The following is a 21,468-nucleotide window of genomic DNA, read 5'->3' on the forward strand; positions in this document are numbered from 1 at the left end:
CGCAGGCCGGCATCCAGCCTCCCACCGTGCGACCTTGGAGCAGCGGACCTTAGCTCGGCTCACGGGCAGATGGATCCCGGATCAAGTCCGGGATGACAAGCGAGGTTGAATTCACCTTCGTCGTCATGCCGGCGAAGGCCGGCATCCAGCCTCCCACCGTGCGACCTTGGAGCAGCGGAGCTTAGCTCGGCTCAGGGGCAGATGGATCCCGGATCAAGTCCGGGATGACGGACGATGGTGGTTTCCATTGTTTCGTCATGCCGGCGCAGGCCGGCATCCAGCCTCCCACCGTGCGACCTTGGAGCAGCGGACCTTAGCTCGGCTCACGGGCAGATGGATCCCGGATCAAGTCCGGGATGACAGATGATGGTGGTTTCCATTGTTTCGTCATGCCGGCGCAGGCCGGCATCCAGCCTCCCATCGTGCGACCTTGGAGCAGCGGACCTTATCTTGGCTCACGGGCAGATGGATCCCGGATCAAGTCCGGGATGACAGGTGAGGCTGAATTCACCTTCGTCGTCATGCCGGCGCAGGCCGGCATCCAGCCCCTCGAGCTGTCAGATACCTCGCATGCGCGGGGTATTTTTTGCAATCAAGGGCGCATTATCTGCAGTTATGCTGAATCAAACAGCAGAAAGTTTGGGAATCTGCTTGTCTCCTGACCCGCCCCCTTCGATAATGTCGCTTTTCTAGTCTCGCCGCTTTCTTTTAAGTTGGCTCAGCCCGGGGAGGCCTGTAGGCCCTGCTAAATAATCATGTCCGAACATTCACTGCCGCAAATTCCGGGAATCCGTCTCGCCAGCGTGCCCGCTAGGATCAAGAACTGGGAGCGGGACGACCTGCTGCTGGTTGCGATCGATGAGGGCGCCAGCGTTTCTGCCACCTTTACCCAGAATGCCTTCTGCGCGGCACCGGTCACGGTGGCGAAGGAGCACATCGGGGCCGGCGGAGTCCGCGCTTTGCTGGTGAATGCCGGCAATGCCAACGCGGCCACCGGTGAGCGAGGGATAGAGGATGCGAGGGCATGCTGCGAGGCTGTCGCCACGGCATTGAACATTCAACCCAAACAGGTGCTGCCATTCAGCACCGGCGTGATCGGCGAGCATCTGCCCCTGCAGCGGCTTCTGGATGGCGTGCCAAGGGCCGCCGAGCAGTTGCGCGGTGATGGCTGGGCGGCGGCTGCCAAAGCCATCATGACCACCGATACCAGGCCCAAGACCGCCAGCCGCTCTGTGGCAGTGGCGGGGCAGCAGGTCCGTATCTGCGGCATCGCCAAGGGAGCCGGCATGATCCAGCCCAATATGGCGACGATGCTGGCATATGTCGCCACGGATGCAGCGGTTCCGCAGCCGCTGCTGGATACGCTGGTGCAGGAGGCCGTTGCGGCTTCCTTCAACCGCATCAGTGTCGATGGTGATACCTCCACCAATGACGCCTGCGTGCTAATCGCGACCGGGGCCACCGGCCCCACGATTGCAGATACCCAGAGCGAAGACTTCCTGAATCTCAAGCAGGCCATTGTGGATGTCCACATCGAGTTGGCCCAGGCGATCGTCAAGGACGGCGAGGGCGCGAGTAAGTTTGTGACGGTGCAGGTCACCGGAGCAGCCAGCAGTGAAGAAGCATTGAAAGTCGCGTTTGAGGTGGGTGAGTCCCCGCTGGTGAAAACCGCCCTCTACGCTTCCGATCCCAACTGGGGGCGCCTGGTGATGGCGGTGGGTAATGCCGGGATCGAGGGCCTGGATCCGGGCAAGGTGAATATTTTCCTGGATGATGTACAGGTGGTGGAAGCTGGCGGCCGCGCGGCAACTTACACGGAAGCGCAGGGAGACAAGGTTTTCGCCAAGCCTGAATTCACCATCACGGTGGATCTCGGTCGCGGCGATAGCTGCGAGCATATCTGGACCTGCGACTTCTCCCACGACTACGTGACCATCAACGCGGAATACCGCACCTGATTCGACCATTCGGCTCCGCTCACGAATCCGTGTGCAGGCTGGCCGGGCGCCGGCGCGCCAACAATGGTCCCTATGGGCAGCCTGCACTGCATGGCTTTAGCAGCTATACCTATCAGTGAGGTCTCCACCCGCCAAACAGGAGCCAACCTGATGATGAAATTTGTCTGGGCGATTCTGATCGTGATGGCGATCCTGATGTTCGGGCGCTTTCTGGTCAATACCGTCGATACCCATGACGAGCCGATCGAGACGCACCCGCCGCAAGAAGAGCAGTCCCCCTGAGAAGATGGGCAGCAGCGTTTGTCTCCTCCCTGATAGGCCAAGGGGCGCCTGATAGCGGATTGCCACCGCAGCATTGGAGCCTGCGCCCTCGTGATCGCTTCCTAGGCGGCGATGCCGTCATCGGCGTCCTGCCTACCTCACTGTCTTGAGAAATCACCGCCGGAGCCGTATAACGTTGCCTTCCTGAACAAGGCACAGAGGTTTCCGTGAGCAAAGTCATTCACGTCGCCGTCGGCGTTATCCTTGGCCGCGACGGCCGCATCCTGATCGCCCGCCGTCCGGACCACCTGCATATGGGCGGCCGCTGGGAGTTCCCCGGTGGCAAGGTAGAGGCCGGTGAGAGTGTGCAGGAAGCGCTGACCCGGGAGTTGCGCGAGGAGATCGCCATCGACGTAGAGGCCATCCAACCGCTCACGGAGATTCGCCACGAATACCCGGAAAAAACCGTGCTGCTGGACACCTGGTGGGTGACCGCATTCAGCGGTGAGCCACGTGGCCTGGAAGGGCAGGAGACCCGTTGGGTTGCCCGCGATGAGCTGGACCATTATCAGTTCCCGGATGCCAACCAGGCGATTATCGAAGCCATCCAGCACAGTAAAGTCACCGGCTAGGCCACAGCCTAGAATCTCGAGCCGAAAAAGTGGCCTTCACCACTATCGTCATGCCGGCGCAGGCCGGCATCCCCAAAAACCACAGAAGCCTAGCCCCAGCGATAGACCGCTATCTCAGGCCTATGGCCAATGAAATCCCGGATCATCCGGGCTGAAGCGAGAGCGCGGTTCCTCCCCCCGTCGTCATGCCGGCGCAGGCCGGCATCCAGAAAACCACAGAAGCCCAGCCCCAGCGATAGACTGCTATCACAGGCCTATGGCCAATGAAATACCCGGTCATCCGGGTTGAAGCGAGAGCGCGGTTCCTCCCCCCGTCGTCATGCCGGCGCAGGCCGGCATCCAGAAAACCACAGAAGCCCAGCCACAGCGATAGGCTGCTATCACAGGCCTATGGCCAATGAAATACCGGGTCATCCGGGTTGAAGCGAGAGCGCGGTTCCTCCCCCCCGTCGTCATGCCGGCGCAGGCCGGCATCCAGAGGCCACAGAACCAGAGTCTGGCAGGAAAAGGGGATCAGAGAAGAGAGCTTGAGGAGGCTCAGAAAGGGCATCCAAGCCGGCAAAGACTCAGTGTCGGGTCTTATCGGGATCCAGATCCTCACTCAGCACATCGTCATAAACCGGCTGACCCGGAATCTTGTGCCCCTCACTGGCCCACTCCCCCAGATCGATCAACTTGCAACGCTCGCTGCAGAACGGACGAAAAGGGGAATCCGCACTCCATTCAACCAGCTTCTTGCAGGTAGGGCACGGCACTGAGGGTTTGTCGGATGCGGTTTTCTTACTGCTCATAATGCTTCAATCGTGTTTATTTGCCAGCTGCAGGTAGTGCTCGTGCAGCGTGTGCACCTGGGCTCGCAGGCTGGCCAGGTCGCCGGAATTATCCAGCACATCATCGGCACGCTTCAACCGCTCCATACGCGGCAACTGGGCGTCCATAATCTGGCGAATCTGCTCGGGATCGTTGCGGTCGCGGGAGCTGGCCCGTGCGATCTGCATCTCCTCTGGCACATCCACCACACACACGCGCTCTACCAGTGTATCTTGTCCGGACTCGATGAGCAGCGGGGACTCCAGGATCGCGTAAGGGCTGGAGGCGGACTGCAGGGCCTGAACAATTTCCTCGCGGATCAGCGGGTGCAAAAGCCCCTCAAGCCAGCGGCGCTCCGTCTCACTCTCGAAAACCAGCTGCCGCAGCCTTGCCCGGTCCAGCTCACCGCTCTCCAGCAATACGTCGGCCCCAAAATGCTCGGCAATCTGTTCCAGCGCCGGCCGCCCAGGCTGCACAACAACCCGCGCAGCCCAGTCGGCATCCACGACCGTGATGCCATGCTCCCGAAACCCATCCGCCGCGGCGGACTTACCACTGCCGATGCCACCGGTAAGGCCCACGATATAGTTAGCCATGAAGAGATTCTTCCATCGTCATCCCGGCGAAGGCCGGGATCCAGTGAACCACTGGGGTGGAGTTTAGCGGCGGACCACAAAGCCAGCCTGCGGGCCAATGGATCCCAGACCAAGTTCGGGATGATGATTCAGCACACTCACCACGCGCTCGTCACCCCGGGGCAGAGCCCGTACTGGACTTGATCCGGCACCGGGATCCAGAAACCAGCGAGCCTGAATTCTGCCAGTGGCCTACGATCCCAGCCCGGAATAAGCCAGATACCACCCCACAATCTGCTCACCCCACAGCATGGCAATCCAGCCCGCACCTGCCAGATAGGGGCCAAACGCAATCGGCAAGTTCTTGTCCCGCCCCGCGATTGCGCTCCAGGTCAAACCGGCCACCGCACCTACGGCAGCGGAGAGCAGAATAATCAGCGGCAGCATCTGCCAGCCAAACCAGGCACCGATGGCCGCCAGGATCTTGAAGTCCCCGGCCCCCATGCCCTCCTTGCCGGTCACCAGCTTGAAAACATGGTAGACAGCCCAAAGTGCCAAGTACCCGGCCACTGCGCCGATCACCGCATCCTGAAGCGGCACAAACACGCCCCAGATATTGATCACCAGTCCCGCCCATAGCAGCGGCAGCGTGATCTGGTCCGGCAGGAGTTGCTTGTCAAAATCGATCCCGGTCAGCGCGATAAGCGCCCAGGTAAACACGCAGCCCGCCAGCGCCTGCCAGGTAAAGCCCAGCTGCCAGACCACCATCACGGTCAGCAGACCGGTCACCAGCTCCACTAGCGGATAGCGCTTGGAAATCTTCGTCCCGCAGAAACCGCATTTACCTCCAAGGAGCAGGTAGCTCACAACCGGAATGTTATGCCAGGGTCTGATCTCAGCATCGCAGTTGGGGCAATGCGAGTGGGGCAGTATAAGGTTGAAGGTTTCGTCGAGCGCCTTCTTCTCACTGGGATCGGGCTTCTGGTCGAAGTAACTGTAGAAATCTCGCTTGTACTCTCGCTCCATCATAATGGGGAGGCGGTAAATAACTACATTTAGGAAACTGCCAATCAGTAGCCCCAAAAGAAAAGCGCTGCCTATGAGCAGCGCTTGGTGCGAAAGTATTGAATCAAGCATTATTACTTCTTTTAGATAACTTGGCCAAGTTGGAAGATAGGCAGGTACATAGCCACCATCAGGCCGCCAACGAGAATGCCCAGCACTGCCATAATCATGGGTTCCAGCAGGGTCGTGAGGTTGTCGACCATATTGTCGACAGCTTCCTCATAGAAGTCCGCGGCTTTACTCAGCATGTCATCCAATGCGCCGGACTCTTCACCGATAGCGGCCATCTGGATCAGCATTGTGGGATAGAGTCCGGAGCTTCGTAGTGCGGTATTGAGTGGAATACCAGTTGCCACTGAGTCGCGAATCTTGAGAGTTGCCTCCTCATAGACGCTATTACCGGTAGCCCCGGCCACAGATTTCAGCGCATCAATTAGCGGTACACCCGCAGCAAACGTGGTTGAAAGGGTGCGGGCAAAACGGGCCGCAATGGAGTTGTATGTAATTGTACCGAGAATAGGCAGCTTCAAGACAAGCCGATCAAAGAAGTGAGCTACATTCTTGTTGCGCTTCTTTGCTTCGATTGTGCCGCCAACAATGATGACAACGGTGATGAGAGCATAGAACCAGTTGGCCTGCATCCACTCGGACATACCGACTACCATCTGGGTAAAGGCAGGCAGGTCGGCGCCAAAGCTCGAGAAAGTCTCGGCAAACTGGGGCACCACCTTGATCAACAGGATAGAGGTCACGATGATCGCCACCACAATCACGGCTATCGGATAGGTCATCGCCTTCTTGATTTTGGCCTTAAGTGACTCAGTCTTCTCCTTATAAGTTGCGATGCGGTCGAGCATGGTTTCCAGTGCGCCGGACTGTTCACCTGAGGCGACCAAGTTACAGAAAAGATCATCGAAATAAACTGGGTGCTTCCGTAATGCTTCAGCGAAGGACGTACCGGAGGCGACATCATCCCTGATTTTGAAAATCAGCTCTTTGACGCCCTGATTGTCCAGACCGTCGGCAACAATCTCGAAGCTTTGAACCAGTGGGACACCGGCTTTCATCATCGTAGCCATCTGGCGAGTGAAGAGGGCTATATCGGCAGGCTTGACTTTTTTGTTACCGCCAAATAATGGCTTTGGCTTCTTCTGCACCTTGTTCGCGATAATTCCCTGTTTGCGCAGCTGTGCCTTAATCAGCGCAGGATTGGTGCCGTTGATCTCTCCCTCGACCTTGTTGCCTTTATTGTCCACGCCCTTGTAGACATAAGCGACTGCGGTGGCATTGGCCATGGTTTCGTTCCTGTTGTTATTCTGCTGCCGCATTGCCGCGGCTTATCGCCAGTAATCGTCGTATAGTCATTCCGGCGCAGGCCGGAATCCAGTGTTCAGAGCTGATTTAGTCCTGCGTCACTCGGTTAGCCTCTTCAAGGCTGGTCACACCCATCACAACCTTCCGCAACGCAGAGGTGCGCAGGTTGTTGAAGCCCTCCTTGCGTGCCTGGTCGGCAATTTGGATAGAGTTTCCCCCCTCCATGATAATTCGGGAGATACCATCGGTGATGCGAACCACTTCATACACGCCCACCCGGCCCTTGTAGCCCTTGGAGCAGTGTTCACAGCCCACCGGCTGGTAGATCTTCCATTCATTGGTAGGGATAGTTACCGAGTCAAAGCCCTCTTCTTTCAACACTTCCTCGGGCAGGTTGGCCGGCTTCTTACACTCGCCACAGAGCCGGCGAGCGAGCCGCTGGGCAATGATCAGACTCACCGAGGTGGCGATGTTGAAGGTCGGGACACCCATATTCATCAGGCGCGTCAGGGTCTCCGGGGCTGAGTTGGTATGCAGGGTGGAGAGCACCAAGTGCCCGGTCTGGGCGGCCTTGATGGCAATCTCCGCTGTTTCGAGGTCCCGGATTTCCCCCACCATCACGATATCCGGATCCTGACGCAGGAACGACCGCAAAGCATCGGCAAAGTTAAGACCCACTTTGGCATTGACGTTGACCTGGTTAATCCCTTCCAGGTTGATCTCCACCGGGTCCTCTGCGGTGGAGATATTGCTCTCCGCTGTATTGAGGATATTTAGGCCTGTATACAGAGAAACCGTCTTGCCGGAACCGGTGGGGCCCGTAACAAGGATCATGCCTTGGGGCTGGGCCAGGGCGTCCAGGTACATTTTCTTCTGGTCCTCCTCGTAACCGAGCGCATCGATACCGAGCTTGGCAGAGGAGGGGTCCAGGATCCGCAGTACGATCTTTTCACCCCACAGGGTTGGAAGACTGTTGACCCGGAAGTCGATGGCCTTGGTCTTCGATAGCTTCATCTTTATCCGGCCGTCTTGGGGCACTCGCCGCTCAGAGATATCCATCTTGGACATTACTTTAAGACGAGCGGAGATCCGGGGAGCCAGTTGAATCGGCGGCTTGGCGATCTCATGCAAAACGCCATCAGTACGGAAGCGCACCCGGTAAGCCTTTTCGTAAGGCTCAAAATGGATATCAGATGCACCGGTTCGAATGGCATCCAAAAGAACTTTGTTCACAAATCGAACAACCGGTGCTTCATCGCCACCCGGGTCATCATCTTGCGCCTGGTCCGGCTGCCCGCCCTCTACGTCGAGGGCATCCAGTTCCTCATCGTCCATGCCCTCCAGGCCTGCGCCCATATCAGAACTATTGGAAAGGTAGCTCTCGATGGCCTTGGCCAGCTTGTCGGCCTCAACCAGTACGGCATCAGTGTTGAGACCAGTATTGAAGTTGATCTCATCCAGGGCCGCGAGGTTGGTGGGGTCCGCAACCGCGACAAAAAGCCGGTTTCCTCGCTTATACAGAGGAAGAGCAAAGTGCTTGCTGATCAGGCGTTCGTCGACAATGTCTTTGGGGATGAGGTCAAAATTGTAGCCACCAAGGTCAAAGAGGGGGGAGCCGAAGGCATTGGCAGCAATAGTGGCCAGTTCACGGCTCTTGATCAGCTTGGCCTCTACGGCGTGCTGGGCGAAGGTCTGGCTTTCGCGCTTGGCTGCCTTGGTGGCAGAGGCGGCGGTTGCTTCGTCCAGTTTCTGGTCTGCTACCAGGCGCTTGGCCAGGCCGCTGAGGGGAATACTGCTCATGATTTACCGTGCTGACACTCGGTGAGGGCAGCGCTCGCTAGCGCTGACTGTTCATTTTTTATGCGATTGAGGCGCTCGATAATCTCCTTGGGACCAATAATAGGATGTAATTAGAGGAGAGCGCGTCAAGGGCCTCAATATAGCGAATTCAGTGCCTTAGGCCAATCATGTGAGGTGATGGCTGAGAGATCTATGCATTCGCTCTATCAAGCTGCCTTCTGTTGAGAGTGGGCTCGTCATACCGGCGCGGGCCGGTATCCAGAAACTGATGAGATGTAGGGCGACCGATGTAAGGGGTTACAAGTAAAGAGCGCTCAAATTCTGAGCAGAAACAGTCTATGAGTGCCCCTCTGGGCAACGAAGTGACAATTTATGTCAGAACCTTCATGTCCTCAGCAAAATTAAAAAAAATTGCTTAGAAAATGGGCTAAAAAAGTGAACTTTTGTGACATTCGCACGGTTGCGCGTATTGGCACAAACCTTGTATTGTTTAGCCCGACTTCCTCACGGGATTTCACTCGAACCACAAAATGTCTGTATGGAGACGGTTACAATGAAAAAACAACAGGGTTTTACTTTGATTGAATTGATGATCGTGGTTGCGATCATCGGTATTCTGGCTGCCGTTGCGCTGCCGGCTTACTCTGACTACACCAAGCGTGCCAAGATGAGCGAAGCGCTGGGTTTTGCTGCACAAGCTAAAGCTGCCGTGGCTGAGTCTATCCAGGCTTCTGGTACTGTACCGGCGAACAACACTGCAGCAGGTCTGGATGCTACTCCGGCCAACATTACCTCCACCTATGTTGAGTCCGTGACCGTAAACAACGGTGTAATCACAGTTGCGATTCAAGGGACCAATGACAACGCCCTTGACAACGGAAGCATTGTACTGACACCGACACAAGATGACGGCACAACTGCAGTTGCCGCTGGTTATGATGGTTCGGTAATTTGGACCTGTACCGTGAGCTCTGATGCAATCGCCAAATACTTCCCGTCTTCTTGTCGTTCTACCTGATGCTTTCAGGTATTCACGTGTAGTGTGAAAAGGCGGGCTTGGCCCGCCTTTTTTATGTGTTCTAGAAACTATTAGAAAATAATTCTTAACAGTCCCCCTTGATGCAAGGAGCTAGGGGTGCTATGGGGATGTGGTGATTAAAGGTGGGAGCGAGTAAAGTGGTGCAAAGTTATATCGCTGGGAGATTTCCCCTTTTAAGTTGGGTCAGCGCGACTGTAGCTTTGTTGTGGTTTTTCTTTAGTTTTAACCCGACGGATTTGACTCTCCCATTTAGTCCCTATGATCACAAGCGAGTTGTTCAGGTCGGATTTGTGTGTCTTGCGGTACTTATGTTTTGCTCAAAAAGCTACCGCTTGGAGCTTGGTGAGATAGTTAATGAGAGAATTTTAATTACAGTATGGGCTTGCTCACTTTTATTAATTTTCACTTCCAGTGTTGTTTCTGATAATCCCATTCACTCATTGTTTGCCAGTCTGCACTGGTTTTTGCTCTCCAGTATTCTCTGTTTTGGCTTCTATATTGCCCGTAGAGAGCTTGTCCATGTTCTACTGGCCGGCCTGTTAATATTGCAAAGCCTGATGGTGTTGAAGGCACTTCTGTTTTTACTGTTCGAGGTCGCGCTTGGAGACTCCCTCAGGGCGGCATTGCTATACCCTGGTGTGGAACACCACCGTTTCTTCAATCAAGTGCAGGTATTTATCGTTCCTCTGCTTTACCTTTGGGCGGTGCAAACGCGTTTCAGGAAGTTTGCCTATTTTTTCCTCTTTGCCAACTTGTTACTCGCATTTTCTGGTGGCGCAAGAGGTCTACTGGTAGGACTGATTGGTGGTGCTGTAATCGCGGGCTTCTTGCTTCCTCATCTGCGCCGTGAGGTGTTGAATGCGGGTGTGGTGACCTTGTTCGCGGCGCTGGCTTATCTTGGGTTGAGTCTTTGGGTGGAATTGGGAAAAAATGCCGATGTTTTACGAGCGCATACTTCCGGGCGTCTAGTCATCTGGCAGCGATTAATCGAAGCCTTGGAGCCCTCCCACTTTGTTTTAGGACAAGGCACAGAATCTTTTTCTTATCACTCCTTTAACCGCATTGAAGGGCACCCTCATAACAGCGTCTTACAGTTTCTCTATGAATGGGGCCTGTTGGCTACTCTGGGTATGATTGCAGCAGTTGGACGGATTCTCTGGCTGGGCTGGCAGAAAGCAAGGTGCGCAGTTGATGATCGAAGCCACATGGTTGTTACTGCCTCTCTGCTTGTTGCGCTGGTCTCAGCAGCCATCTATTCGCTTTTCAGTGGTGTGGTGGTTATGCCGATCCCACAAACGTTGTTTTTCCTATTCCTGGGGTTGCTTTGGGGGGCAGTTAAATATGATGCGGCTGAGGTGCCTGAAAAAAAGCCTGTCCAGATAGAAAAGGGGCTTTTCCGACCGGAGGCCATATCTACGTCTGTAATAACTGGTGTTGGCTTAGGTGCAGTGCTCGTAGTTTATGTACACTTTTGTGGTGCCTATCTGGCACAGCAGGCAGGGGCGCAGGAGGAGTTTCGAGCTCCACGATTCTGGGCTCAAGGGGCACAGTTTCGGGGCCTCGGCTAGACTCGTAATGGAAACATGCTCGGGGGCGCCATAACATTACTGTGGCTAAAAATTATCAGTTAATTCATCTTTTCTTCCTGGTTGATATCTGACCTTCTACTAGACTAAACGCGGGTTAAGGCATAGTGCCTTGAACTATTGAGTTAGAGCCTGGAAGAATTTTCATGAATGCTTACCGCGGCTACACGTTAATTGAATTGATGATCGTGGTTGCCATTGTCGGCATTCTCGCCGCTGTGGCTCTTCCCGTTTATTCAGACTATGCAAAACGCTCGAAGATGAGTGAAGTGCTCGCTTTTTCCGCCAAAGCCAAGTCGGCGGTCGTGGAGTCGTTCCAGTCAGCAGGTATTCTACCTGCCGATAATAATGCCGCGGGGCTCTATGCATTGGCGACGGATACAACTTCAAAATTCGTGGAATCACTATCGGTAGCTGATGGAGTAATTACCGTTGAGATCCAGAACTCGGGGGATGCTGATCTCAATCTCGAGAGTGTTGTCCTGAGTCCGATGGAGAGGGATGGTGTGACGCCTGTTGCGCCTGGCTATTCAGGTGTGATTGTGTGGGTCTGTCAGGTGAGTGATATTTCAATCGCGGAATATTTCCCGCCTAACTGCCGGTCTGCATTGTGATTGGAGTCTTTGCAATAAAGTAACTAGTGAAAGCTTCTGACCTCCTGAATTTTTGACCATTCGATCGATACTACCTTTTTTGCAATAACATGGATTGGCGTGGCAGAGTCGTATTCCCCGCCTTTCTGGATTGATCCGTTGACCTTTAATACCTTACCCCGTGTTAGCTCTGCTCGATATAGCTGCTGGGTATTCTCCCACACTACTAAATTCATCGCTCCTGTCTCATCCTCAAGGGTAAGAAACATCACCCCTGAGGCGCTTCCTGGGCGCTGGCGGCATGTGACCAATCCTATAACTGTAACCTGGTGGCCATCTTTGAGTTTCGGGAGTTCACTGGCCTTGAGGGCGTGGTGATACTCCTTTCGCTTGCGTAACAAGGCAATGGGGTGCTCCCTCAGGCTGAGGCCGGTACTGGAATAGTCGCTGTATGTGTCATCCTCCAGAGTGTGGGGTGGGCTGTGAAGCTCTACTGCGAAGTTTGTCGACTCTAGGCTGAGGGAGCGCCAAGCATTGTTATAGCGGTTTTCCTCCAGGCTATGGAAGGCATTGGCACTGGCTAGTAGGGTGATCTGGTCGCGGGGAAGGTTAGTTGTCTGGCGAAAGTGGGCCAGAGAATTGAAAGTTGTTTTCCCGCGGGTGGTTGCAATGGCTTCCGCGCTTTGCTGGTCGAGGCCTTTGATCAGGCGCATCCCGAGGCGCAGGCCCGCAGCCTTATCCTCCTTGGTAGTTATGGATCCCGGCCTGCGCGGGGATGACGAGATCCGGGCCTGAGAGGGTTGCTTATTGGTTACCGTGGGGCCCGGTAATTCCAGTCTGTGGTCCCACTGGCTGTAAAGCACATTGATTGGAAGTACTTTCACATTGTGTCGCTGGGCGTCATAAACTAGCTGGGCGGGGGCATAGAATCCCATCGGCTGGCTGTTTAGAAGGCCGCAGTAGAAAGCGGCCGGGTGGTGGTGTTTGATCCAGGCAGAAAAGTAGGCGAGCAGAGCGAAGCTGGCAGAGTGGGATTCGGGAAAGCCGTAAGCGCCGAAGCCTTTCATCTGCTGGAACAGCTGCTCGGCGAAGTCGGCGCGGTAGCTGTTGGCTTGCATGCCCTGAATCAGTTTGTCTTTGAAGGTATTGAGGTTGCCGTTCTTGCCCCAGCTGGCCATGGCTCGGCGCAGCTGGTCGGCCTCGCCGCCGTTGAAGCCGGCGGCGACCATTGAGAGCTTGATGACCTGCTCCTGGAAGATGGGTACCCCCAGGGTGCGCTCCAGTACTGGACGCAGGTTTTCATGCGGATAGGTGACGGGCTCCAGGCCCTGTTTACGCTTGAGGTAAGGGTGGACCATGCCACCCTGTATGGGGCCCGGGCGGACGATGGCGATCTCGATGGTGAGTTCGTAAAAATTGCGTGGCTGCAGGCGCGGCAGCATGCTCATCTGGGCGCGGGACTCGATCTGGAACACGCCCACGGTGTCGGCGCGACACATCATTTCATAGACCGCCGGGTCCTCCGGCGGGATATCTTGCAGGCGCAGCTTGGGCCCGTAGAGGCCGATATAAGTCAGTGACTTGCGCAGGGCGGTGAGCATGCCCAGGGCCAGAATATCCACCTTCATCAGTTTCAGGTCTTCGATATCTTCCTTGTCCCACTGCACGATGGTGCGATCGTCCATGGCGGCGTTCTCAATGGGCACCAGGGTATGCAGGGGCTGTTCTGTAATCACGAAGCCGCCCACATGCTGGGACAGGTGACGGGGGAAACCGTAAATCTGCCCCATCAATTCCGGCAGCATCCGCCCGGTAGCGCTGTTTGGATCGATTCCCACTTTCTGCATCTGCCTGGGGAAGTCGTCCATGGTGTCCCACCAGGCGCGCTCAGCGATGAGCTGCTCGATGGTAGCGCTGCCGATACCCAGTGCCTTGCCGATATCACGTAATGCGCTCTTGAAACGATAGGTAGTCTTGCTGGCGGCCAGGCCAGCGCGGTGGCGGCCGTACTTCTGGTAGATGTACTGGATGATTTCCTCGCGCCGTTCGTGCTCGAAGTCCACGTCAATATCTGGCGGCTCGTTACGCTCACGGGAAATAAAGCGCTCGAACAACAGGCCGATACGGTGGGGGTCGATCTCGGTGATAAACAGGCAGTAACAGACCACCGAGTTCGCCGCGGAGCCACGCCCCTGGTAAAGGATGTGTTGGCTGCGGGCGTACTGGACGATGTCATAGATGGTGAGGAAGTAGTGCTCGTATTCCAGTTCCGCGATCAGTGCGAGTTCTGTTTCTATCTGCTCGGCAATATGGGCTGCGGGTCCGTTGGGCCAACGCACTTTCTCACCGGTCTCCACCAGTTCCCGCAGATGGCTACTGGCACTTTTCCCCTTCGGTATGACTTCTGAAGGGTATTGATAGCGCAGTTCACTCAGGCAAAAGTGGCATTGCTCCGCAATCTGGATTGTATTGTCGATAGATTCTCTGGGGAAAAGTGTCGCAATGTCTTCTAGCGTACGCAGGTACCGTTCGGCGTTCTGTTCCAGCCGGTAGCCCAGCTTATCCAGAGTACAGTGATGGAAATTGGCATTGAGTACATCCTGCAGTGGCTTGCGGCTGCTGCTGTGCATCAATACGGCATTGGTGGCTACCAGGGGAAGTTCACTTTGGCGGGCAAAGTCGAGCAGTTGGTGGTTCTTCAGGTTTTGTTGACCAAGCAGCTGATTGCTAAACGCCAGGTAGAGGCGTTCCTTGAAGTGGTCCTTGATCGCACCAGGTACTTCTAGTTTCTCAGAAGGCAGCCAGATAGCGATGCACTCGTGACAGATTTCCAATAGGTCGTTCTGGTAGGTGATGTAGCGCCCTTTTTCTGCGCGCAGGCGTGAAGTCGAGATTAACTGGCAGAGTTCGCTGTAGGCAGTTCGGGTTGGGGCTATTAGGACGATTTTCTGGCAGTTCCCTTCTGCTTCGTCCCCTGGCTGTCTGGCTTTGGTAACTCTGTCCTGAGCGGCGTTGCTCTCAGATTGAAGTTTAAACAGGCTGCCACAGATTAGTTTCAGTGGTTTTTCTGGATCCCGGCCTTCGCCGGGGTGACGATGGGGATTATGGTTTGCAGTCTGGGGAGCTGGAGGCCTGTCTTCGCCGTGATCACGGCGGTTTTGGGTGAGTTGTTTGAGTTCGGCATAGGCTCGCACCACACCGGAGAGGGAACATTCGTCAGTCAGCGCGAGGGTGCTGTAACCCAGTTCGTGGGCAGTGCGAGCGAGTTCCTGTGGGTGTGAGGCACCCTGTAGGAAAGAGAAGTTGCTTTGGCAGATGAGTTCGGCGTACTGCATGGTGGGATGGTTTTGCTACTTCGTGTGGTTTAAGGGCCGTGCTACCTGGTAATTCGAGGAAGCCTGGATCCCGGCCTCCGCCGGGATGACGACAGTAGGGTTGTCATTGCCTTAGCTTCTCTATATCGGTTGGTAATGGGGTGATGGTTGTAGTTTTCGTTAGCTCGATTTGATTAGTGAGTGTTTTCCCTAAATCTCGTCATGCCGGCGCAGGCCGGCATCCAGGTTCTCAGGGGTGAGGGATTGTTGATGGCTTAGAGAATCTCTTGGTAGAGATCCCGCCACTCCGGATTGGACTCCTTAATCAATCGTATCTTCCAGGCCCTTTTCCAGTTCTTGATCAACTTCTCGCTAGTGATTGCAGTTTCCATGGTGCTGTGTTGCTCAAACCAAACCAGCGTTTTTACGCTGTATTTCTTAGTGAATCCTTCTGCAAGTTCTTCCCGGTGTTGCCAGACTCTTTTCACCAGGTCGGATGTCACGCCGGTGTAGAGTGTGCCGTTGCCTTTGCTGGCAAGAATGTAGACGGTTGGTTGTCTTTTCATTGCCCTTGAGTCCGGTGGTTTCTGGATCCCGGCCTGCGCCGGGATGACGATAATGGTTGAATTCACTTTTCTCGATTTTTGAGTCCCGAGATTCGCCGGAATGACGATGTCATGACTTGTTTGTTCAAGCGTAGATACCCTGCAGATACCACTCATCCGATGTCAGGTCCTGGTAGACCCAGTAAAGGCTGCCTTCCTCGCCGCGGGCGATGTAGTAGTCGCGGGCGTGGCGGTGGTGTTGCCACCAGTAGCCATCGATGCGTTCCGGGCCTTGTAGCAGCTGGATTTCACCGCGGTAAAAAAGCTTGTTGTCCCGCGCCTTGATGGGATCGGGGCGGGACAGGAGCCAGCTTGGCCGTGGTGCGTTCACGGGTTTTAGCTGATGTCCGCTCTGGCGGCGGCCGCTGTGGAGTACCAGGGTATCCGCGCTCTGCCAGGCCTGTTCCGGCAGGTGGCTCTCGCGCAGGGTGACGCCGGACATGGCTTCGTGACCGAGGCGCGCCTTGAGTTTGTCCAGTAGCTGGTGGCTGCACTTGAGATGGCTGTTGCCGCCGAAGAGGTCCTCATCCAGCGCATCTTCTGCCAGTGGCAGTAATTGACCGCAGGTAAGGTGCAGGGCCTGCACTTCCTGTTCCAGCTGGAAGCGCTCCAGCTGCAATTTGGTCAGCGCAATCAGGCGCTGCGGGTCCAGCTGCGGGCGGGAGATTTCTACACTCACCACCTTGCAGCCCCGCTGGCCGAAATCCAGTTTCCAGCGCAGCTGCTGGGCATACAGCTGGCGGCGCTGTAGTTGCTGGCAGAGTTCCCGCACCAGGCGGCCCGCCGGGAAAAGCAGTTGCTCGCTGTTATCCAGTGGGCTGGGGAAAAACAGTTCGCTGTGAAATTGCGGCGGTGGCTGGTAGCTGGGCACCGGATCGTGGCGGGTACCATTCAGCCGCGCCAGGTAATTGACGAAATCGCGGCCGAAACGGCTGCCCACTTCCGACAGGGGGATGGCCAGTAGTTGGCTGACCCGCTTGATTCCACAGGCATAGAGCTTGGCGATGGTCTTGTGGTCGCAATCCAGCAGTTTGGAGGGGCTGAAACTGATCCACTGACGCCACTGTTGAGCACTGGGTGGTGACTTGGCTTCCCGCAGCCACTGGCGGTGCTCTGGCAATTGGCTGAGCATATGCGCGGCACTGGGGCTATGGCCCAGCCCCATCAGTGCGCTGATGCGCATTTGTTTGAGTTCGCGCTGCAGTTGCTGGAGTAGTGGCTGCAGCCCGCCGCTGGCGCGCAGGCAGCCACTCAATTCCAGATAGAGACAGGCGGGGCGGCTCTCACCCTTGTCCATGGGCCCCGCAGCCTGCGGAGACACCACGGGCGTGAAGCTGTAACCCCACTGGGCCAGCTCTTCCAGCAGCTGTGCCTCTCTTTCATTGTCGCGGGGCAGTAATTCAAGGTCTGCACTCAGTGCACAGGCGGTGGCGATAGTGAGGCCACACTCGATACCCCTCTGGGTAGCGACCGGATTGGCATCGACGATGGACTGTTGCTCGGCCACGGCAAGGGGGCGGTCATCGTCAGCCCTGGGCTGTGCGCGGGTCAGGGCCTGCAGGGGCAGGCTGGGAAACTGGATACAGAGCCAGAGCATGGGACACTCCTGCACTTTATCGTGTGCAATTACTTCAGGTGATACCACTTCCTGTTTTGGTTTTGTTCTTTGGTTTTTTCGGTTCCGGGGTTTCTACCCATGTCCGCCTCTATTGCTGCGGTAACTACCGATCAGTGCAGCGGCTGGTCACGACGGACAAGATCGGCATTGCGGGCAAGGTGCAGGCGCTGCCCGGACGGGCCACCCAGTTGCTTGAGCAGTTGCAGGGCTAGCTGTTCACCGTTGCTCTTCAGCTGAAGTCGCAGGGCGGCCGGTGAGGGACTGGCGGCGCAGGAGCTGGGGCGAAAGTGGAAGTGCATACCGTTACCCTCGCGGGCGGCGATCTGCAGCCGGCGCAGATCCTTGTCGGCCGGAGGCGGACCGCTTTGCCAGCTGAGCAGGGCCCCACAGCAGCCGGATTGCAGGGCTTGTTCCATGGCCCAGAGCTGGTCTCGCTGGCCACGGGGGTGCAGGATCAGAAGCTTTTCCAGCCGCACACCTGCCGCCGCCAGTGCCGGCGCATAGGGAATGAAAGGCGGGTTCACCAGCACCACCATCTGCTCGCGCTGGGTCATCTCCGCCAGAGCGGGCAGCAACAGGGACAGCTCGCCGATGCCGGACTGGTCCACCAGTAGCTCTGTGGTGGCGCTACGGGGCCAGCCGTGTCCTGCCAGCAGGGCATCCAGGCCCGGGTAACCGGTGGCAATACCGTTTCTGGAGCGCTGCTGCTCATTGGCGGCTTGCCAGATATCCGCTCGCGCCAGCAGACGGTTGAGGCGCTGGCGCCTGGAGCCATGATCTAACTGTTTGTTTTCAATAACGTTTTCGGCATTGCTCACGATCTGTGCCCTCTCTTTCAGCGCCCTGCTTTAGGATTGCTGTATGGGTGTACAGTATTTACTGGCAATTTATACAGTAGTTGTTTCGGGGTCACAAGTGGCGCATGGGTGCGGTGGCGTCAATTGCCGCAGGTTCAGTGATCAGTACTGTCGGAGGGCCCGATGCGGATGCTTGTTGGGCCGGTGAAGCCATAGAACACGCTGCGAATGCGGGCCGCATACTGAACAGGCAGTAGGGCAGGTAGAGCAGGGCGGATACGCCAAGCATGGCGGCCAGGCGGGAGAGATTCTGCAGGGCCAGGGTGACCAGTGGGGTCAGGGCGTCCGCTATACGAGGCTTATGGGGTGGTTGATCTGCTCATTGTGGGATCCGCCACTGCCAGACCGCCTGGGACCAGGCGTTGTCAGGTCTTCTGGCGGCTATCTCCCCCAATAGGTGCTGACGGAAAGTGGCTGGTGGGTTCCCTCTGCAGTTGGCACTTTTTTGCACAGTTCAAACCGGCTATGATTCCGCCTCTTCGACAGACCAGAACACGCAAAGCGACGGGGGCGGTAGTGAGTATCAAATCCGACAAGTGGATCCGCAGGATGGCCGAGCAGGAGGGCATGATCGAGCCTTTTGAGCCGGGCCAGGTGCGCAAGAACGGCAATGGCGAGCGGCTGATCTCCTATGGCACCTCCAGCTATGGCTACGACGTGCGCTGCTCCAGCGAGTTCAAGATCTTCACCAACGTGCACTCCGCCACCGTGGATCCGAAGACCTTTGACGAGAACAGCTTTGTCGATGTGGAGGGGGATTCCTGCATTATCCCGCCCAACTCCTTTGCGCTGGCGCGCACTGTGGAGTACTTCCGCATTCCGCGCTCTGTGCTGACCATCTGCCTGGGCAAATCCACCTATGCCCGCTGCGGTATCATCGTCAATGTGACGCCGCTGGAGCCGGAGTGGGAAGGACACGTGACCCTCGAGTTCTCGAACACCACCAACCTGCCGGCCAAGATCTATGCCCACGAGGGCGTGGCGCAGATGCTGTTCTTCGAATCCGACGAAGTCTGTGACGTGTCTTACAAGGACCGTGGCGGCAAGTACCAGGGCCAGCGCGGCGTGACCCTGCCGCGGGCCTGATTTACTTCTGACGCCCTGAATGACTGTGTGGCGTCAAAGCGACGGGGGCGCGGATTCCGAAAACGCATGAACACGTCCCTGTGGCTCCTTCCGCACCGTCCCTGGTGCGGAAGGTTTCGGAACCCGCGCCCCCGCCCCTTCGACTTCTCCCTTACCCCACTCGCATCCGTTAGCCTTTTGCCATGAATGATCTCCCCCAACAGATCGATGTCCTGATCATCGGTGCCGGCGCCGCGGGCCTGATGTGTGCGGCTGTGGCCGGTCAGCGGGGGCGCAGCGTGCTGGTGCTGGACCATGCCAACAAGGTGGGCAAGAAGATCCTGATGTCCGGTGGAGGCCGCTGCAACTTCACCAACATGTACACCTCGCCGGAAAACTTCTACAGCGAAAACCCGCACTTCTGTAAGTCGGCGCTGGCGCGCTATACCCAGTGGGATTTTATTGCGCTGGTGGAGAAGCACGGTATTCCGTATCACGAGAAGACCCTCGGCCAGTTGTTCTGTGACAACAAGTCCAAGGACATCGTCGATCTACTGTTAGCCGAGTGCCGGGCGGCGAAAGCCCAGATTCGCACCCGTTGCAGTATCGAATCGGTACAGCCTCAGGATACGGGCTATCTGGTAGAAACCAGTCTCGGAACTGTGCGGTGCAAGTCGCTGGTGATCGCCACCGGTGGCCTGTCGATTCCCACCATGGGCGCCACCGGGTTTGGCTACGATGTCGCCCGCCAGTTTGGCCTGCGCATTGTGCCCACTCGTGCGGCGCTGGTGCCTTTCACCCAGCACAAGCGCCAGCTGCAGCGGCAGCAGGACTTGCCCGGCAGTGCACTGCCGGTGACCGCCAGTTGCGGCGAGGGCAGCTTTCACGAGCAGATGCTGTTCACCCACCGTGGCCTGAGTGGGCCGGCGGTGCTGCAGGTTTCCAGTCACTGGCGCGAGGGCGAGGCTGTCTCTTTTGATCTGGCGCCGGACCGGGACCTGGCCGAATGGCTTGCCCAGCAACGCACTGAAAAGCCGGATGCACATCTGCACACGGTACTCTGCGGGCTGTGGAGCAAGAAACTCGTTCACCACTTCCTCACCGACAAGGGCATCGAGAGTCGGCCCCTCAAGCAGTTCAGCTCACCTGAGCTGGCCGAAATCGGTGCAAAGCTTCAGACCTGGGAACTGGTGCCCGCCGGCACAGAGGGTTACCGCACCGCGGAAGTCACCCTCGGTGGTGTCGATACGGATGCAATCTCTTCCCGCACCATGGAGTGTAAGACCCACCCCGGGCTGTACTTTATCGGCGAGGTCCTGGATGTAACCGGCTGGCTGGGCGGTTACAACTTTCAATGGGCCTGGTCCTCTGCCCACGCCGCCGGCGAAGTGGTTTAAACTACCCCCATCCCAATTCAACGGTCTGGGCTAAACCGGACAGGAGGCGAGCATCCATGGGTGATGTGATTCCCTTCAAGCGCAAAACCGCCTGGCAGAAGCATAAGGGCAGCAGCCTTTGTCGTGATGGCTTCCACAAGTGGCAGGTGGTATCCGAGCGCAAGTTTGACGTGAAGCAGGGCAAGCTGGTGACGGAGTACCGCTGTGAGCGGTGTGGCAAGACCAAGACCAAATTGCTGTAGGCGCGGATCGACTATTCCCAATCACACCCGGCTCTCCAAACCGTCTTCATGCCTGCCGCGATGGTTTGTTCGAGTCGTCATGCCGGCACAGGCCGGCTTCAATATTCCTTAAAACCCTGTCAATACTCTGGATCCCGGCCTGCGCCGGGATGACGAGGGAGTAGTTGTTAGCGTCGTCGTGCCGGCGCACGCCGGCATCCATATTCCTTAAAATCCCATCAATACCCTGGATCCCTTCTGCGCCGGGATGACGAGGGAGTAGTTGTTAGCGTCGTCATGCCGGTGCAGTCCGGTATCTATGTTCCTCAAAGCTTCATCAATACTCTGGATCCCGGCCTGCGCCGGGATGACGAGGGAGTAGTTGTTAGCGTCGTCATGTCGGTGCAGTCCGGTATCTATGTTCCTCAAAGCTTCATCAAAACCCTGGATCCCGGCCTGCTCCGGGATGACGAGGGAGTAGTTGTTAGCTTCGTCGTGCCGGTGCAGGGCCGGTATCCATATTCCTGAAGGGCCATCAAAACCCTGGATCCCGGCCTGCGCCGGGATGACGAGGGAGTAGTTGTTAGGATCCTTATGCCAGTGCAGGGCCGGTATTCATATTCCTGAGGGGCCATCAAAACCCTGGATCCCGGCCTGCGCCGGGGTGACAAGGGGAGTAGTTGTTAGTGTCGTCATGCCGGCGCAGGCCGGTATCCATGCTCCTCAAAGCGCCATCAAGACCCTGGACGTCGGCTTGC

Annotated in this window: 20 protein-coding genes; 11 read left to right on the forward strand and 9 right to left on the reverse strand. The window is 56.8% G+C overall.

From position 1 onward, the window contains the following. Positions 1 to 356 precede the first annotated feature (356 nt). From AWR36_RS16020 to mutT, 4 genes are all read left to right on the forward strand, one after another. Complete coding sequence (locus AWR36_RS16020) at positions 357 to 662, forward strand: hypothetical protein (protein WP_141398441.1); 306 nt, start codon at positions 357 to 359, stop codon at positions 660 to 662. A gap of 87 nt (positions 663 to 749) precedes the next feature. After that, positions 750 to 1,958, forward strand: coding sequence for a bifunctional glutamate N-acetyltransferase/amino-acid acetyltransferase ArgJ (gene argJ / locus AWR36_RS00005; RefSeq protein ID WP_369814729.1), 1,209 nt, complete (start codon positions 750 to 752; stop codon positions 1,956 to 1,958). Positions 1,959 to 2,108: 150 nt separating this feature from the next. After that, positions 2,109 to 2,240 carry a hypothetical protein gene (locus AWR36_RS16420; protein ID WP_255353957.1) on the forward strand — a complete coding sequence of 44 codons (132 nt, stop codon included), beginning with the start codon at positions 2,109 to 2,111 and terminating at the stop codon, positions 2,238 to 2,240. 206 nt (positions 2,241 to 2,446) lie between these two features. Then, on the forward strand, positions 2,447 to 2,851 hold the full coding sequence (mutT, locus tag AWR36_RS00015) for an 8-oxo-dGTP diphosphatase MutT (RefSeq protein ID WP_067079505.1): 405 nt from the start codon (positions 2,447 to 2,449) through the stop codon (positions 2,849 to 2,851). A gap of 566 nt (positions 2,852 to 3,417) precedes the next feature. Here mutT and yacG read toward each other — a convergent pair. The 5 genes from yacG to pilB form a co-directional block, all read right to left on the reverse strand. Next, entirely contained in the window at positions 3,418 to 3,642 is a 225-nt protein-coding gene (yacG, locus tag AWR36_RS00020; RefSeq protein WP_067079510.1) for a DNA gyrase inhibitor YacG, read from the reverse strand. A 6-nt stretch (positions 3,643 to 3,648) separates the two neighbouring features. Then, complete coding sequence (gene coaE / locus AWR36_RS00025; RefSeq protein ID WP_067079512.1) at positions 3,649 to 4,257, reverse strand: dephospho-CoA kinase; 609 nt, start codon at positions 4,255 to 4,257, stop codon at positions 3,649 to 3,651. Positions 4,258 to 4,488: 231 nt separating this feature from the next. Further along, positions 4,489 to 5,373 carry a prepilin peptidase gene (locus tag AWR36_RS00030; protein WP_067079514.1) on the reverse strand — a complete coding sequence of 295 codons (885 nt, stop codon included), beginning with the start codon at positions 5,371 to 5,373 and terminating at the stop codon, positions 4,489 to 4,491. Between the two features lie 11 nt (positions 5,374 to 5,384). Then, the gene (locus AWR36_RS00035; RefSeq protein ID WP_067079515.1) at positions 5,385 to 6,596 is read right to left on the reverse strand and encodes a type II secretion system F family protein; all 1,212 of its coding nucleotides are present in this window, start codon (positions 6,594 to 6,596) and stop codon (positions 5,385 to 5,387) included. Between the two features lie 106 nt (positions 6,597 to 6,702). After that, on the reverse strand, positions 6,703 to 8,415 hold the full coding sequence (gene pilB, locus AWR36_RS00040; RefSeq protein WP_067079517.1) for a type IV-A pilus assembly ATPase PilB: 1,713 nt from the start codon (positions 8,413 to 8,415) through the stop codon (positions 6,703 to 6,705). Between the two features lie 553 nt (positions 8,416 to 8,968). On the opposite strand from pilB, the gene AWR36_RS00045 reads away from it, so the two are divergent. The 3 genes from AWR36_RS00045 (at position 8,969) to AWR36_RS00055 (ending at position 11,654) form a co-directional block, all read left to right on the forward strand. After that, complete coding sequence (locus AWR36_RS00045) at positions 8,969 to 9,433, forward strand: pilin (protein ID WP_067079518.1); 465 nt, start codon at positions 8,969 to 8,971, stop codon at positions 9,431 to 9,433. Positions 9,434 to 9,576: 143 nt separating this feature from the next. Next, positions 9,577 to 11,022: an O-antigen ligase family protein gene (locus tag AWR36_RS00050; protein WP_176491076.1), complete on the forward strand. Its 1,446-nt coding sequence runs from the start codon at positions 9,577 to 9,579 to the stop codon at positions 11,020 to 11,022. 164 nt (positions 11,023 to 11,186) lie between these two features. Beyond that, a complete protein-coding gene (locus AWR36_RS00055; RefSeq protein ID WP_067079522.1) occupies positions 11,187 to 11,654 on the forward strand; it encodes a pilin in 468 nt (155 codons plus the stop codon). Between the two features lie 23 nt (positions 11,655 to 11,677). Here the strand turns inward: AWR36_RS00055 and AWR36_RS00060 are convergent, their stop codons facing one another. The 4 genes from AWR36_RS00060 to imuA all read right to left on the reverse strand — a co-directional run bounded on the left by AWR36_RS00060 (position 11,678) and on the right by imuA (position 17,988). Beyond that, positions 11,678 to 14,968, reverse strand: a complete 3,291-nt coding sequence (locus tag AWR36_RS00060) for an error-prone DNA polymerase (RefSeq protein WP_067079526.1) — start codon at positions 14,966 to 14,968, stop codon at positions 11,678 to 11,680. A 254-nt stretch (positions 14,969 to 15,222) separates the two neighbouring features. Beyond that, a complete protein-coding gene (locus AWR36_RS00065; RefSeq protein WP_231745194.1) occupies positions 15,223 to 15,669 on the reverse strand; it encodes a GIY-YIG nuclease family protein in 447 nt (148 codons plus the stop codon). Beyond that, positions 15,638 to 17,149, reverse strand: coding sequence for a Y-family DNA polymerase (locus tag AWR36_RS00070; RefSeq protein ID WP_067079528.1), 1,512 nt, complete (start codon positions 17,147 to 17,149; stop codon positions 15,638 to 15,640). Before AWR36_RS00070 ends, AWR36_RS00065 begins: the two co-directional genes overlap by 32 nt. Before the next feature lie 131 nt (positions 17,150 to 17,280). Further along, entirely contained in the window at positions 17,281 to 17,988 is a 708-nt protein-coding gene (imuA, locus tag AWR36_RS00075; RefSeq protein ID WP_067079529.1) for a translesion DNA synthesis-associated protein ImuA, read from the reverse strand. Positions 17,989 to 18,543: 555 nt separating this feature from the next. On the opposite strand from imuA, the gene dcd reads away from it, so the two are divergent. The 4 genes from dcd to AWR36_RS00095 all read left to right on the forward strand — a co-directional run bounded on the left by dcd (position 18,544) and on the right by AWR36_RS00095 (position 21,238). Then, on the forward strand, positions 18,544 to 19,113 hold the full coding sequence (gene dcd / locus AWR36_RS00080; RefSeq protein ID WP_067079530.1) for a dCTP deaminase: 570 nt from the start codon (positions 18,544 to 18,546) through the stop codon (positions 19,111 to 19,113). A 182-nt stretch (positions 19,114 to 19,295) separates the two neighbouring features. Continuing rightward, entirely contained in the window at positions 19,296 to 20,489 is a 1,194-nt protein-coding gene (locus tag AWR36_RS00085) for a BaiN/RdsA family NAD(P)/FAD-dependent oxidoreductase (RefSeq protein ID WP_067079532.1), read from the forward strand. Between the two features lie 56 nt (positions 20,490 to 20,545). Beyond that, a complete protein-coding gene (locus tag AWR36_RS00090; RefSeq protein WP_067079533.1) occupies positions 20,546 to 20,731 on the forward strand; it encodes an ABC transporter permease in 186 nt (61 codons plus the stop codon). A 276-nt stretch (positions 20,732 to 21,007) separates the two neighbouring features. Further along, entirely contained in the window at positions 21,008 to 21,238 is a 231-nt protein-coding gene (locus AWR36_RS00095; RefSeq protein WP_067079534.1) for a hypothetical protein, read from the forward strand. Positions 21,239 to 21,468: the final 230 nt, after the last annotated feature.

Source organism: Microbulbifer flavimaris, assembly GCF_001641755.2.
Classification (GTDB): Bacteria; Pseudomonadota; Gammaproteobacteria; order Pseudomonadales; family Cellvibrionaceae; genus Microbulbifer; species Microbulbifer flavimaris.

Coding starts and splice junctions, on each gene's coding strand:
- pilB (WP_067079517.1), bottom strand. CDS start 8,415: ATGAGCAGTATTCCCCTCAGCGGCCTGGCCAAGCGCCTGGTAGCAGAC.
- AWR36_RS16420 (WP_255353957.1), top strand. CDS start 2,109: ATGATGAAATTTGTCTGGGCGATTCTGATCGTGATGGCGATCCTGATG.
- AWR36_RS00090 (WP_067079533.1), top strand. CDS start 20,546: ATGGGTGATGTGATTCCCTTCAAGCGCAAAACCGCCTGGCAGAAGCAT.
- AWR36_RS16020 (WP_141398441.1), top strand. CDS start 357: ATGACAGATGATGGTGGTTTCCATTGTTTCGTCATGCCGGCGCAGGCC.
- AWR36_RS00085 (WP_067079532.1), top strand. CDS start 19,296: ATGAATGATCTCCCCCAACAGATCGATGTCCTGATCATCGGTGCCGGC.
- AWR36_RS00060 (WP_067079526.1), bottom strand. CDS start 14,968: ATGCAGTACGCCGAACTCATCTGCCAAAGCAACTTCTCTTTCCTACAG.
- AWR36_RS00030 (WP_067079514.1), bottom strand. CDS start 5,373: ATGCTTGATTCAATACTTTCGCACCAAGCGCTGCTCATAGGCAGCGCT.
- yacG (WP_067079510.1), bottom strand. CDS start 3,642: ATGAGCAGTAAGAAAACCGCATCCGACAAACCCTCAGTGCCGTGCCCT.
- AWR36_RS00070 (WP_067079528.1), bottom strand. CDS start 17,149: ATGCTCTGGCTCTGTATCCAGTTTCCCAGCCTGCCCCTGCAGGCCCTG.
- AWR36_RS00035 (WP_067079515.1), bottom strand. CDS start 6,596: ATGGCCAATGCCACCGCAGTCGCTTATGTCTACAAGGGCGTGGACAAT.
- AWR36_RS00095 (WP_067079534.1), top strand. CDS start 21,008: ATGCCGGTGCAGTCCGGTATCTATGTTCCTCAAAGCTTCATCAATACT.
- AWR36_RS00055 (WP_067079522.1), top strand. CDS start 11,187: ATGAATGCTTACCGCGGCTACACGTTAATTGAATTGATGATCGTGGTT.
- AWR36_RS00065 (WP_231745194.1), bottom strand. CDS start 15,669: ATGAGTGGTATCTGCAGGGTATCTACGCTTGAACAAACAAGTCATGAC.
- coaE (WP_067079512.1), bottom strand. CDS start 4,257: ATGGCTAACTATATCGTGGGCCTTACCGGTGGCATCGGCAGTGGTAAG.
- AWR36_RS00045 (WP_067079518.1), top strand. CDS start 8,969: ATGAAAAAACAACAGGGTTTTACTTTGATTGAATTGATGATCGTGGTT.